A 14,453-nucleotide genomic window follows, 5' to 3' on the forward strand; every position below is an offset into this window, starting at 1 on the left:
GATTGCTATTCAAGCAGTTTCGCTCCTAGAGCGTTCGCTCAGGTGCTGTAAAATGAGGCCGTCCGCAGCAATTTCGTAGAGTGCCAGTAAGATAGGAATTGGTTGGGGAAAGTGCGGTATTCTTTCTTCGTAAATATTGGGCAGTGGCCAGCCAAAGTTGGCTGGCAGAGAGCAAGTAGATTGTTCAGTGCGCGCCAGCCATAACCAGGCTAGTCAAGCTCGCCCAACCCCTGCGGGGCTGGGCTGGACAGCCTACGCGTTGCTTCGGCTGCCCTTGCTAGCGGCGTTAGGTGGCAATAGCTCATGAGGCGAGTAAGCTTTTCATTCTTACTAGGGCTGGCCCTAGCATTGCTATTCGCAGCAATGAGTTTTCTCACGGATGGGGCTGGGGGGAGTTGGCACAATGTCAGAGACATCTTTATTGGTCCGCCGTTATGGTTGCTACAAAGTGGCTTTCCGGTGTTATCGTCAAAACTAGCAATTGCTCCAGGTAGCCCTTACAGCAGTGCGTCTTTTTTTCTGGCATTCTTCTTAGTATTTTGGTGGTTGGTATGTGCGGCGGGCCTATTTTTACTCCTTCGTCAACCACCTAACAAGCGGTTGTAATCGCCGCGAAAGACGCGGCTGGGACGGCCTACGCTGCGCTCCGGCCGCCCCTAAACCGAGCGCTAAGTTTTATACACAAGTGAACCAGTGAAAATTACTACTCTGATAAGCTCTACAAGAGTATTGAGAGCTTCAACTCTATCTACTACAGGCAAGATCAGATACCTAAGTAGAGAGGGATACTGGTGATTGTTTAATCAATATGCGCTCTACTCCAGGGAAAGCGCTAGATTTAGCGTAAAACTCAAGCGCTTTTGGTCTTATAGACGGTTAAATTTCATCCATTCCAGTCGGGAAATTAGGCTATTTCTCTGTATGAGACTTTGAATAGGATTCAAATATGTGTATAAAACACAGACCGAGCGTTATGCAAAAGTAGAGTATGGAAATCTATAAAAAATTAGAAATATTGAACCGAGATGAAACAAAGATACCTTTGATAAAGAAGTATCTGTTGGAGTGCTGTTCCGAATATACTCGATACAAGTCAAGTGGTTACCTGAAAAATGGAATTCACGTTGCTAAAAAGTATATTGAAGGCTGTGCGACATGGAAGCAACTTCATCATTACGAATATCATCTTGAGGGAGAGGCGTTTCGCATCGAGTTCTACAGGTCAGATGTGTTGTATTTCAAAACGAAGCCTGATCTTAATATGCTAAATGATTTAAGGAAGATCAGGATATCTAAACGACTGCTACATAGAGAGGCTGCTGAGTATTTGGAGTTACTTTCATACTTTATTGTGTATGTATTTAGCTATTGTTATCGTGCTCCAGATGACTTTCCTAGACAAAATTATAGTCAATTTCTATGTCCAATATTATTTAATAAGTATTTTGGTAGGCAGGGCTAAAGAGTTGCATAACAAGGCAATCAACTTCGCTACGGCCACGTTGTGGCCTTCGCCGGACATCCGCTGCTGCGCATCGTCTGCCGGTTATTGCGGGCGTTATTGTGGCGGTCGATTTTTAGATGTTCTGTAGCTGCTGCAAGCATCAATCTCTATCTGAGCACTTTTTTCTGAGAGTTTTCCTGAAATTTGGTACCGCAGTTTCGCTCCAGTGCCATCGTTTTAAGTCAGCAAGCCCTGCAAGCCAGCTACGCCATCATGGAGTGCCAATCAGATAGTTAACCGGTTGGGAAAGTATGGTATTTTTCCCTTTAAATTTATCGGGCAGTGGCCAGCCAAAGTTGGCTGGTAGAGAGCAAATAGGTGGTTCAGTGCGCGCCAGCCATAACCAGGCTAGTCAAGCTCGCCCAACCCCTTCGGGGCTGGGCTGGACAGCCTACGCGTTGCTTCGGCTGCCCTTGCTAGCGGCGTTATGTTTCACCGAGATTTAGAGAATGCCAGTAATATTTGATTTAAAGGAATCTAAGTCACCATGGGCAGTTTCAGTTAACGAAGTTCTTGAGGCGGATTGGCCAGAGTATATTGAATCCAATGGGGTTGTAGGTTCTCGTCAGTGGTGGCAGAGCTATGAAGCTGGTGCTATACCCCATAAAAAAAAGAGTGGTGTTGTCACTTTTGTCGGCGAGAGAATCGACCAGTTTAACGAACAATACGATGCTGTAGAAATTGATCTTGGTGGTTCGCTAATAGAGTATGATCGCTGCGGCTACTGGGATAGTGAAGACGTCGCTGTAGGTACTAGGCTGGTGATTGAAACATTCGAGATTTGCGTAAAACAAAAATACGGTCCAACTACTTTTATATTTGAGCGGTTAGTTGAAACAATTAAAACATAACAAGGCGCTGTTGTCGCAGCCTTCGGCTGTTGTCGCAGCCTTCGGCTGCTGGGACGGCCCACTGCGTGATCCGCCCCAAAGCTTGGCGTTATTGTGGCGGTCGGTTTTATTGATTTTTCGTGGTAACTGAAGGTTTCGTGCCACTAAATAGCATCTGGTATTGAGCAATTTTACTGATTGCTATTCAGGCAGTTTCGCTCCAAGAGTGTTCGCTCGGGTGTTGTAAAAAAAGGCAGTCCGCTGCAATTTCGCGGATTGCCAGTAAGATAGGAATTGGTTAGGGAAAGTGCGGTATTCTTCCCTCGTAAATATTGGGCAGCGGCCAGCCAAACTATGGCTGGCAAAGTGCTAGTAGTCGGTCCCGAGCGCGCCAGCCATAACCAGGCTAGGCAAGCTCGCCCAACCCCTTCGAGGCTGGGCTGGACAGCCTACGCGTTGCTTCGGCTGCCCTTGCTAGCGGCGTTATTGTGGCGGTCGGTTTTATTGATTTTTCGTGGTAACTGAAGGTTTCGTGCCACTAAATAGCATCTGGTATTGAGCAATTTTACTGATTGCTATTCAGGCAGTTTCGCTCCAAGAGTGTTCGCTCGGGTGTTGTAAAAAAAGGCAGTCCGCTGCAATTTCGCGGATTGCCAGTAAGATAGGAATTGGTTAGGGAAAGTGCGGTATTCTTCCCTCGTAAATATTGGGCAGCGGCCAGCCAAACTATGGCTGGCAAAGTGCTAGTAGTCGGTCCCGAGCGCGCCAGCCATAACCAGGCTAGGCAAGCTCGCCCAACCCCTTCGAGGCTGGGCTGGACAGCCTACGCGTTGCTTCGGCTGCCCTTGCTAGCGGCGTTATTGTGGCGGTCGATTTTATTGGTTTTTCGTAGTAACTGAAGCTCTAAGTTTTATACACAAGTGAACCAGTGAAAGTTACTACTCTGATAAGCTCTACAAGAGTATTGAGAGCTTCAACTCTATCTACTACAGGCAAGATCAGATACCTAAGTAGAGAGGGATGCTGGTTATTATATAACCAATATGCGCTCTACTCCAGGGAGAGCGTTAGATTTAGCGTAAAACTCAAGCGCTTTTGGTCTTACAGACGGTTAAATTTCATCCATTCCAGTCGGGAAGCTAGGCTATTTCTCTGTATGAGGCTTTGAATAGGATTCAAATATGTGTATAAAACACAGGCGGGGCGTTATGTGAGCAAAAAGGAATGAGTCATGAGCCTAAATCTAAAAGAGGTTGATGGGGTAAAAATTCAGCCAAAGCATTTAGCCTCATGTCATTGCGGCTCTGTAAAAATTGAGCTGGATCTACTTGATGGCCTTATAGATCTTCGGCGTTGTGATTGTTCTTTATGCCGTAGGAGAGGCGCAATTGCTGCGTCAGTTTCGCTAGATGGTATTACTGTCTTAGAAGGACAGGAGCATTTGAAACTCTATCAATTCAATACCAACACAGCGAAACACTATTTCTGCGGTAAGTGCGGAGTTTACACACATCATCAGAGACGCTCCAATCCAACTCAATACGGGTTCAATGTTGCGTGTCTAGAGGGTATAAACCCGCTAAAGGTAGAAGGTATTCCAACCTACGATGGTGTAAACCACCCGGCGGACCGAGGGTAACCCACATAACAATCACGGGCAATGAAGCTCCGGCCCTTCGGGCCTCTGCGGGACGGGTTACCTTATGTGCGTTTTGCGCGGTCGCTTCGCTCCCATTTTCGCGCAAAACGCACATAAGGTAACCCGCCCCTGCCATGGGCGTTATTGTGGCGGTCGGTTTTATTGATTTTTCGTGGTAACTGAAGGTTTCGTGCCACTAAATAGCATCTGGTATTGAGCAATTTTACTGATTACTATTCAGGCAGTTTCGCTCCAAGAGTGTTCGCTCGGGTGTTGTAAAAAGAGGCAGTCCGCTGCAATTTCGCGGATTGCCAGTAAGATAGGAATTGGTTAGGGAAAGTGCGGTATTCTTCCCTCGTAAATATTGGGCAGCGGCCAGCCAAACTATGGCTGGCAAAGTGCTAGTAGTCGGTCCCGAGCGCGCCAGCCATAACCAGGCTAGGCAAGCTCGCCCAACCCCTTCGGGGCTGGGCTGGACAGCCTACGCGTTGCTTCGGCTGCCCTTGCTAGCGGCGTTATAGCTCTCCGAGAATCTGACATGGGACCAATATCAGATATAATTGTCGGTTATGATATCGATGATGGAATTAAGAAAGACTTCGTCGCCTTCGTCCAAGAACTAGGCGGGGAATTCCATGGCAATGGTATTTTATACAAAGGACGCTCTTTCTTGTTTGGCTTTGGCTGGAATTATCCAGAAGAGATAAAGGAATATTCGCATTTACAAGGTTTGGCCTCAATAATAGCCAAGAACAAAATCCACATATCTGCAAACTGCAATGATCTCAAAGATCATAAATGTTTGGCTGAACTTTGTTACGCTGTATGCTCGAAATTTAAAGGGGTGGTAGAGTTCTGCGACGATTTAAATGATAGAACAGATGATGATTCATTAGCCTCACACCCTCAACACTACAACAACGGCTACACCAGCCAGCTTGGCCCTGATTTAATGAAGATATGGTTACATCATGATGATTTTCATATGGTCAAGTAAAAGCTATAACAAGGCGCTGCTACGGAAAATTTACTCGCTAGCGCTCCTAAGTTTCCGCAGAGCGCGGCGTTATTGTGGCGGTCGGTTTTATTGATTTTTCGTGGTAACTGAAGGTTTCGTGCCACTAAATAGCATCTGGTATTGAGCAATTTTACTGATTGCTATTCAGGCAGTTTCGCTCCAAGAGTGTTCGCTCGGGTGTTGTAAAAAGAGGCAGTCCGCTGCAATTTCGCGGATTGCCAGTAAGATAGGAATTGGTTAGGGAAAGTGCGGTATTCTTCCCTCGTAAATATTGGGCAGCGGCCAGCCAAACTATGGCTGGCAAAGTGCTAGTAGTCGGTCCCGAGCGTGCCAGCCATAACCAGGCTAGGCAAGCTCGCCCAACGCCTTCGGGGCTGGGCTGGACAGCCTACGCGTTGCTTCGGCTGCCCTTGCTAGCGGCGTTATACGTAAAGTCAGTGAGAATATGAAAGTAAGAAGTTTAATCAAAATTACGGAAGGAAAAGACAGGGGGATTCATCTTACTTTCTTTAGGCCTACGCTATCAATACCGTATGCAGCTGAAGACAAGGATCATGCAATTGAAGTCGCCAGAAATTTTTGTTCTGACACAATTGACCGAGAAGGACGACCTTGGATAGATTTCTGGAAAAAGGATGGCGGTGATATTAGTTGCCCTGAAGGCTTTGTAAAGTTACCGATTGACCTTTGGTGCTGCAAGTTTACTGATGACCCATGCAATTTACAGGCAAAAATAAACGTAAATAATGAAGCTGGTTTTAATGCTGGTTGTCACGCAGAAGAAAACAGGAAGAAGGTAATATTTAGCACAGTTAAAAATGAGAAATATGACGGATTCCACCACATCCCTGGAAGATATCTATGCGTGGCATGTGAAAGAAACGGGGGTAAAAAAGAGTCGTTCTTTTATCATTATCCTTGGGAGTTCGCCGAACTTGACGTGGCAATAGGGCGTTCTTATCAAGAAACAAGACGAATACTAGCCGCTATGGACTTGCCTTCAAATTATGTTAGCTGTCCAATCTGCGCATCTTGCTGCCATGCTGAAGCGCTAAAAATATCACCCGACCTCGAAGAACAATTAAAGGTTTTAGAGTTTAATGTTAGCTTTCGCTCTTAAAACGTATAACAATGCAAGGCAGTCGGACGGCTTTGCCGCCCGCTGCTTTTGGCGTTAAGTGTATGAGTATGAGGATAGCTTCAATAGTGGCGTTCTTGTTGATGTCTCAGGGGGTTAGTGCTGAGGTATCAGATAAAATTCCATCTTTTGTTGGAATGTGGGTGCAAGCTGTAGTTTTTGGTATGGTCTTTTTGTTTGCCTCATTCAAAAAGCCGTGGTGTGTATTATTGGGTTTGCTGTTTTCATTGTTCTTGGCATCCGGGTTCTATGACATGGCAAATGACAAGTTTATGTATTTGGCTGTTATTAAAGAGCAGGGAGAGCTTTATTTTCTCAATGGCTATGCTTCCTCTTTTACGGTCGGGGTTCTAGCACTCTTGGGCTTAATAATTAATCGGAGCGTTAATGCAAGGAAAAACACTTAACAAAGGTAGGCAAGGTCGCGCTTCGCGCTTGACCTCGTCGCTATCGCTTCTCGGCACTTGCTACCGGCGTTATTGTGGCGGTCGGTTTTATTGATTTTTCGTGGTAACTGAAAGTTTGGTGCCACTAAATAGCAGCCAGTATTGAGCAATTTTTGCTGGTTGCAATTCAAGCAGTTTCGTTTCTAGAGCGTTTGCTCAGGTGCGGTAGAAACTGGCAGTCCGCTGCAATTTCGCGGAGTGCCAATTAGATAGGAATTGGTTGGGGGAAGTGCGGTATTCTTCCCTCTTAAATATTGGGCAGGGTCCAGCCAAGCTGTGGCTGGCAAAGTGCCAGTAGGTAGTCCTGAGCGCGCCAGCCATAACCAGGCTAGGCAAGCTCGCCCAACCCCTTCGGGGCTGGGCTGGACAGCCTACGCGTTGCTTCGGCTGCCCTTGCTAGCGGCGTTAAATACCGATGATACATAAAGTCTCTGTAACACTAGCTGTAATACATCTCGTATCCGTATTTATTATGGGGTATCTGATTGCAAGTAGCTCCGATGGCAGTGCGGTGATGGCTTGGCTCCTTTACCTCACAATAGATTTTCCCGTAGGTTGGGGAATGGTGCCACTAGCGTACGTAGTCGAAGCACTTAACTTCGTAGATAGTATTGGGAGTAATGGGGAGTACAGTATCTATCGAGATATCCCCAATTTTTGGTATCCAGCTATCTATATAGGTGTTGTCGGCACTGTTTGGTGGTATTACTTACCACAACTAATACTTAGATCAATTAGGTGGCTTCGTAGTGGCCGTAGTATTTAACAAAACAAAGCAGCACCGCCCACTACGTGGGCTGGACAGTTTTTCCGCAGCTTCGCTGCTCCAAATCTGCCGCTGTTTGTGGCGTTAAGCCCCTGAAATGGATTATTCATGAGTAAGGATAGAGAACAGATAATCGACAAACTGATGGAGCACATTCGGGCAAGAGATTTCTGCCTTGATGATACTGCTCTAGAAGAAATTGATGCATCGTATAATGATGAGCTTGTATCAGGTTGGGTATTTACTTATAGGGCATATGCTTCAACAGAACAAAAAAGAAATGAAATGCTTAAGGCAAATATTTCAAACTCAAACCCAAGAATTCGAGAACAAGTCTGTGACATTATCGGTGATGAATTCATTGGTGAGTTAAGAGATATACTTAAACAATTATTCAACGACCCCATAGATTATGTTTCATCAGCGGCAAGATATAACCATGATGAAATGTTTTAGGCTTAACAAGCGCAAGCACAATCGCCAGCAAGCTGGCTGGACCTTCGTTGCTTCGCAACTCGGCCTGTGTTGCGGGCGTTAGTGCGTCAAGCTAAGCTTGATGCTTCTTGCAGGGTGGAAGTCCCTGTCGGGTAGGGCCTAACCAGCCACCCGTATCGAGTGTTGCGCGTAGGGCGGAGCAGAAGGAAAAAAAAATATACTCATTTTTTTTCTCACTGTGAACAAACTATGTGAAGCGTACACAGAGAATTCTATAGGCCATAGGGGTTATCGTGACCCTGAAGTGCTGGTATCGCTCCGATAATAAAGTGAGCTCCGATCGACGAGATGTGTAACGCCATCGAAGTCCAGGCAAAGCAACCGCATTGGTGAGGTTGTGGCGGATCGGCGGGGTTATCAAGCCGTGGCATGTAGAAAGAGAGGTATTGAGAACTTGAGAGATCCGAGCAGGTTCCTGAAGGAACAGGTAGGGAAGTTAAGCCTAATGGTGAAACCAACGAAGACCACTCGGAAGTCGGATCAGCTCATAGTAGTCCGAGAGCGGGAAAGCCGCTTACATGGCGAAGGGGCTGACAGTAATATCGGTGTGCAACAGAAACATAGTCCGGACAAAGTAGGGCTGGAGACACTATGACAACCGCCTTGCACGCCATCGCATTTAAAGCACAGAGCCACCCCGCGCACAGGTTTCAGAATTTATACGGACTGCTAAATTCCAACCTGCTGTATCAAAGCTGGGGCCAGCTCAACAAGCAGGCCCGCCCCGGTATCGATGGAGTAACAACCGAAGTTTACCGGCAAGGTCTGCCACAAAATATCCAATGCCTACATCAACGGCTGTGTGACAAACGCTACCGTACCCAGGCGATTAAGCGGGTATTGATTCCCAAAGGCAACGGCAAGCAGCGCCCACTGGGGCTGCCTACGGTGGAAGACAAACTGGTGCAGCAGAGCGTAGCGCAGCTACTGCAAAGTATCTGGGAGCAGGATTTTCTGCCCTTTAGCTACGGCTACCGCCCCAGGAAAAGCGCCCACCAAGCCGTACATAGCCTTGATCAGCTGGATCACGACTGGTTACTGCGCATGCTAGCCCTTCGTATCGACGACAAAGCCCTGCTGACACTGATTAAACAGTGGCTTAAGGTGCGCGTGCAAACTCCAGATGGTAAGTTCAGTAAAGCGGCAGCAGGCACCCCGCAAGGTGGCGTGATCAGTCCGGTACTGGCGAACATCTATCTGCACTACGTCCTGGATTTGTGGTTCGAGAAGAAGGTTAAGCCGCGTATGCGTGGCAGAGCCATGCTAATCCGGTACGCCGATGATTATGTAGCGGCTTTCCAATTGAAAACGGATGCAGAGCGCTTTTACCGGGTACTACCGCAACGGCTGAACAAGTTTGGCCTGCAGTTAGCCCCCGAGAAAACGCACCTGAAGCGCTTTAGCCGCTTCCATCCGGGCCGAAAACGGCAGTTCCAATTTCTGGGTTTTGAGTTCTACTGGAGCCTGGACGTCAACAAACGTCCCAGGCTCAGGCGCCGGACTGCCGCAAAGAAACAGAAGGGCACAATGGAAGCGCTCTACCACTGGATCAAAGCCAAGCGCAGTGAGCGTCTGAGAGAATGGCTGCCCACACTGAAGCGCAAGCTACAAGGCTTCCAGAACTACTTCGGTCTGCCAGACAACAGTTGAAGCTTGTCCCGTTTGTACAGCTATGTTCTACACAGTATGCACAAATGGCTCAATCGACGGAGTCAGCGCAAGAGTTACAACTGGAACAGTCTAAAGGAAATGCTGGGATATTTTGGGCTAAAGCCACCGCGAGTATACAAACGCAGTATACTTGTGGACTGGTATTAGGGTTCGTGCTTTACACGAGCGAATATATTATTGAAGAGCCGGATGCGGTAGTTCCGCACGTCCGGATCTGCGTGGGGGCAGTTAGGGTAACCGGCTGTCCTACCACTACTAGCCTTTGCTAGAGATAGAAATGGAAAGACTGATAGATAAGTTTATTGAATGGTGGAAGTTTCCAAGTGTGGAGTTGGCGAATGAAATATTCCATAAGGGTCTTTTTGTTCAAGATTGTGGCTCTGGCAACGCTAAAGATATCTGGCTTAGTCACGGTGCTCATGCCAATTCGTCTGATTTCAGGAAAGTGAAATCCTTCTTCAAGGATCACGAGGCTGCTGTATTCTTTGAATGCACCGATATAGTTACAGGGCTGTACTACAGATATTCTGTATATTTGAGGTGTTCAAACAGTCAGATAATTGAAATCTTATCGACTAAAGAATCAGTGGCAAAAGAGTAAAGCTATAACGAATAAGGATAGATCGCGCGTAGCCGCGATCTTATCCAGTTGTTGGACAAGCCCGTAGCGCCCGACTCGCTCTTTATAAGAAAATATCTTTTTGGGAGTGTGGAATATTTTGGGATTTATTATCGTTCAATTTTTTAAAGGCGATCACCAGCCTTGGCTTCTCTGGTGCCAATCGATGTAGTGTTTTCTACTGAACTCTTATTCCCTCCTTGTTGGTAAGTGGCAATATTTTACTAAGAGATTGCTCATCAGCCCGAGAGCCAGCCCGGGCTAAAGACTTGTACAAACTGCATGGGGGCACAGCACTTTGGGCAACGCATTGACGGTCGACTTCTTGGTTTGAGCGTTTCAAGAATAACTTTGAGGGTCAGCTGTACAAGCTGCAATAATCGTTTGGCATTACTATGCAGAAAGCCGTAATCACGTACTCGCCGAAAGCCCTTCGGGAGCAGGGCAATCGCACTACAAATCAGGTAATTCAATACCAATTAATTGGGCTAGATAGTCGGTGCTCCATGCCGCTTTCATACGCTTATTTTTTAGCCCCATTTTTGTGGACTTATCCTGCTTCAGTAAATTGAGGGCAAACTGCCTAAGTCGGGATAGATTCTCCGCACTGTTACCACTACGCACACGGCAATCATCCTCCCTAAAAGCAATATCCAGTACCCAGTACAGACTATTTTCAATTGGCCAGTGTTTCCGGACGGAGTCACTACAGGCCAGGGCACTCAAAGTATCACTCGATATGTAGTAGCGTCGCTCTATCACAGACTCGCCGTGGTGTCGGCGCTCGGTCTCGACCAACGCGATCGTCTTTAATGACGGCCACTTTTCAGCGTTTTCCAATTGGGTCAAGGATTGTGTTGTCCAGCATCGGCGAACCTCATAGCGGTCCCGATTTGAACCTTCACACTGATGAAAATCAATCTCCGGGCATTGGTAGGGTTTGGGCTTGCGGTTACTTAGCGTGGCTTCGATACCTGCTTTTAAAACTGATTGATTGTCCTTAACGGCGAGCAGGTAATCAGCATTTTTTGCGATAATTTTATCGGCGATGGCTGTCTGGCAACCCATTGTATCAATGGTAATCAGGCAATTATCCAGTACCAATGTATCCAGTAATTCCGGGATACCTATGTGTCAGGGTAGTTGTCGCTTGAAATTTTCAAAGGACAACCATGCCCCACTATTCACCCGAACGTAAAGAGGCCATCCTCAAGAAGATGGCACCGCCTCACAGTATGACCGTGGCCGAACTGGCTAGTCAGGAAGGCATCAGTACCGCCACCCTGTACAATTGGCGCAAAGCTGCTAGACAACGAGGTGTTGTTTTGCCGTCCAACTCTGCCACTCCCGAAAACTGGAGTAGCGAAGAAAAATTCAGAATCGTCCTTGAGACCGCCCCGATGACTGAGGCGGAACTCAGTGAATACTGCCGCAAAAACGACCTTTTTGCCGAGCAGATTGAGGCCTGGAAAGCGACCTGCATGTCAGCTAATGCTGTACCTGATGAGCAGTCGAAGCGCAACCAGAAAGCCAGTAAGGCCGAGAAAAAGCGTATTAAAAAGCTTGAGGCAGAGCTGCAACGCAAGGAGAAGGCGCTCGCAGAAACCGCTGCGCTGCTCACACTGTCAAAAAAAAGCCGAGGCGATCTGGGGCCATAAAGATGAGGACGAATGACCAGCCTTCCAGATCGCCAGCAAACCATTGCTCTGATTGCCGAAGCCAATCGCAGCGGAGCCCGGCTGGCTAAGGCCTGTGCCTTGCTGAACGTGAGCTACGCACCTATCAACGCTGGACCTCTGACGCGGTTGTCAGAGAAGATCAGAGGCCCGTGGTGAGCCATCGAACAAGCTGACCGTCGAGGAGCGTCAAGCCGTGGTAGCCCTGTGTAACCAACCTGAATACCGAAGCTGCCCGCCAGCATTTATTGTTGTCGATCAGCTGGATCAGGGCCATTACCTCGCTTCTGAATCGACACTTTATCGAGTTTTACGAGAGCACGATCAGGTTCACCGCCGAGGCCGGCAGAAGGCACCAGAGAAAAAGCGAGCAGCGACCACACACAAAGCCTCAGAGCCAAATTACCTGTGGTCTTGGGGTATCTCGTGGCTGCCGGGGCCGGCATGCGGAACCTGGTACTACCTGTATCTGGTCATGGATATTTACAGCCGGAAAATCGTCGGCCATGAAGTGTATGAGCGTGAGACAGGAGAGTTGGCTTGTGAGTTTATCGAGAAAGCCTACTGGCGGGAGCACCTGGCTGCCAAGAAGAAGCCACTTGTACTGCACTCCGATAATGGCAGCCCCATGAAGGCGGCGACCTTCCTGGAGAAACTGTACGACCTTGGTATAACGCCCTCGAACAGCCCTCCCCGGGTGAGTAACGACAATGCCTACTTTGAGTCATTGTCCAAGACGCTGAAGTTCCGGCCGGGCTTCCCGGTAACTGGCTTCAAAACAATCGATGAAGCTCGGAACTGGGTACTGACATTTGTACGGTGGTACAACACCGAACATCGCCACAGTGGCTTGAACTACGTGACACCTGAGCAGCGCCATAATGGCGAAGCTCACGAGATACTGATCCAGCGCAAAGCGGTGCTTGAGGCTGCGAAGGCCAAGAACCCTCGTCGCTGGTCAGGAGAAACCAGAAACATCAGCTTGCCGGAATCGGTAACTCTGAATCCGGAAAAGGCGGTAAATTGTCAAAGAGCTAATACCTTAAACGCGACAACTACGTTGACAGATACCGGATGACCACTATATAAATGTTAGGCAAATCTAGAAATTACGAGAGATATAAATTATGGAATCTTTTACCCACGTCATTTTAGCTTTTGAGGGGTTTAATCATCCATATGAAAAAGGTGTTGGTCAGCCGATCCCACAGAATACAGAATACAAAAGACAATCGAGTTGTCGATATTTTAAATAAAGCTGCGGAGCGTTATACCCTCAAACCAGGAGAGACGATTAAAGTTAGAGCCTTTGCTACCGATATGTATGAAATGGTTCAAATGCATTCAAAGCTCTTCATAAAACAAAATTTGTCCTTTCGCGATGGAAAGCAAACCGGGAAACTACTCATATACGGCTATAGTATGGGGGGAGATACAGCTGTTGAGCTTGCCGAGAACTTGAACAAGCCGAATTAGTTCGAAAGGAGCATTGGAAATGCCCGACATGTTAATATAGACCTATTAATTACAGTCGATGCAGCAACTTTCAATAACTTTGGAGTAGATCGAAAAATTCCAGCAAACGTTAAACGAAACGAAAATTTTGGGACTGATACTCCTGAGACAAACTTTGGTCAGAAAGGTGGTAAGAACATTGCAGTAGATAAAAATGCGACCACAGTCAATAACCATAGAAAACCCGGTAACACCCATGCATCTATATCGAAAGCGACCAAAGAAGAATCTATTTGCCTGCTAGTCGAAGCTTTAAAAGGGACAAAATAATGCGGCGCTTAAAATATCCGATAATCTTCTTGCTAGTCTATACTTTTTCCGCCGTAATTACAGGAATCGTAGAACAGTCTTGGTACTACAATATAGTAAATAGTGGAAGCTCCCTTGAGCCCTATAGTGATGAGTATATTGAGTCTATGCCGTTCGTCACAAAGCTTTGCTACTATATTCATTTTTCTATACTTCGCTTTCCTCTTGGAACCATTCTTGCCAACAGCCAAAATACACTCCTGCAACAATTTGTTATTTTTAGTTTTGTTTTCAATAGCATGCTGGCCTGCGGAATATTTATATTTATTAAGAACCAGCTATGGTTTAATTCCAAGAGATAGTTTACGTGTACTGATTTGGTTGAACGGGCAAATTTCGATTTTTCCCCCAACCATTGTCGGGTAGGCCACCTATGAAGATAAGTTTGGATCTGGTGATATAGATGAACTATGCTGACATCCCTCAGAAATCATCTATTCAAATAGGGCAGAACAAATGGCTTCGAAATGTAGACTACCTTTGGTATGTGCTGGGTGTTTTTCAAATTAGGTATGCTATCTATTCAGAGGTCTGTATTTATGGAAAATTATTTGTCATTCAAGATAAAAATCATGACAAAATTATGAATGAGCTTAATCCAGAAAACGAGTTGGAGCAGGAGATTGGTAAGTTCAAATGGTTGGTAAAGCAAGAAATTATTTCTAAAGAAGAATCTGATCAAAAAGTCGCTCAAGCAGAGATGTTAAATAAAGAAAATTATGACCTTATTGGCGAATGTCTTAATTAAATGCCTAACAAATAGCTACACCGGACTCGCTAACGCTCGCTCGGTGAGCTAGGCGTTAGCGTTTAAGATCTCAAAGAAA

The 14,453-nt window shown here is 46.7% G+C and carries 11 protein-coding genes and 1 pseudogene; 11 read left to right on the forward strand and 1 reads right to left on the reverse strand.

All coding sequences use genetic code 11. The annotated features are described in order from the left end of the window. Positions 1-1,953: 1,953 nt before the first annotated feature. From ACJJIF_RS21305 to ACJJIF_RS21340, 8 genes are all read left to right on the forward strand, one after another. Complete coding sequence (locus ACJJIF_RS21305; protein WP_444930254.1) at positions 1,954-2,355, forward strand: hypothetical protein; 402 nt, start codon at positions 1,954-1,956, stop codon at positions 2,353-2,355. A gap of 1,210 nt (positions 2,356-3,565) precedes the next feature. Then, positions 3,566-3,973, forward strand: a complete 408-nt coding sequence (locus ACJJIF_RS21310; protein ID WP_444930255.1) for a GFA family protein — start codon at positions 3,566-3,568, stop codon at positions 3,971-3,973. Positions 3,974-4,511: 538 nt separating this feature from the next. Continuing rightward, positions 4,512-4,970 (forward strand): DUF6368 family protein, encoded by a 459-nt coding sequence (locus ACJJIF_RS21315; RefSeq protein WP_444928600.1) that lies wholly within the window; start codon positions 4,512-4,514, stop codon positions 4,968-4,970. A gap of 466 nt (positions 4,971-5,436) precedes the next feature. Beyond that, the gene (locus tag ACJJIF_RS21320) at positions 5,437-6,111 is read left to right on the forward strand and encodes a hypothetical protein (RefSeq protein ID WP_444930256.1); all 675 of its coding nucleotides are present in this window, start codon (positions 5,437-5,439) and stop codon (positions 6,109-6,111) included. Positions 6,112-6,212: 101 nt separating this feature from the next. Beyond that, positions 6,213-6,536 (forward strand): hypothetical protein, encoded by a 324-nt coding sequence (locus ACJJIF_RS21325; protein ID WP_444930257.1) that lies wholly within the window; start codon positions 6,213-6,215, stop codon positions 6,534-6,536. A 913-nt stretch (positions 6,537-7,449) separates the two neighbouring features. After that, positions 7,450-7,797: a hypothetical protein gene (locus ACJJIF_RS21330; protein WP_444930258.1), complete on the forward strand. Its 348-nt coding sequence runs from the start codon at positions 7,450-7,452 to the stop codon at positions 7,795-7,797. A gap of 630 nt (positions 7,798-8,427) precedes the next feature. Next, positions 8,428-9,486 (forward strand): reverse transcriptase domain-containing protein, encoded by a 1,059-nt coding sequence (locus tag ACJJIF_RS21335; protein ID WP_444930259.1) that lies wholly within the window; start codon positions 8,428-8,430, stop codon positions 9,484-9,486. A gap of 298 nt (positions 9,487-9,784) precedes the next feature. Further along, positions 9,785-10,108, forward strand: a complete 324-nt coding sequence (locus ACJJIF_RS21340; RefSeq protein WP_444930260.1) for a hypothetical protein — start codon at positions 9,785-9,787, stop codon at positions 10,106-10,108. A 471-nt stretch (positions 10,109-10,579) separates the two neighbouring features. On the opposite strand, the gene ACJJIF_RS21345 is transcribed toward ACJJIF_RS21340, so the two are convergent. Next, positions 10,580-11,257 carry an ISAs1 family transposase gene (locus ACJJIF_RS21345; protein ID WP_444932397.1) on the reverse strand — a complete coding sequence of 226 codons (678 nt, stop codon included), beginning with the start codon at positions 11,255-11,257 and terminating at the stop codon, positions 10,580-10,582. Between the two features lie 41 nt (positions 11,258-11,298). Between ACJJIF_RS21345 and ACJJIF_RS21350 the strand changes: the two are divergent. From ACJJIF_RS21350 to ACJJIF_RS21360, 3 genes and pseudogenes are all read left to right on the forward strand, one after another. Beyond that, positions 11,299-12,880 (forward strand): annotated as a pseudogene (locus ACJJIF_RS21350) (IS3 family transposase). A 101-nt stretch (positions 12,881-12,981) separates the two neighbouring features. Continuing rightward, positions 12,982-13,278: a hypothetical protein gene (locus ACJJIF_RS21355; protein ID WP_444930261.1), complete on the forward strand. Its 297-nt coding sequence runs from the start codon at positions 12,982-12,984 to the stop codon at positions 13,276-13,278. A 751-nt stretch (positions 13,279-14,029) separates the two neighbouring features. Then, complete coding sequence (locus ACJJIF_RS21360) at positions 14,030-14,374, forward strand: hypothetical protein (RefSeq protein ID WP_444930262.1); 345 nt, start codon at positions 14,030-14,032, stop codon at positions 14,372-14,374. The last annotated feature ends 79 nt before the right edge of the window (positions 14,375-14,453 follow it).

The sequence above is a fragment of the Microbulbifer regidiadema (SeqCode) genome (assembly GCF_052467605.1).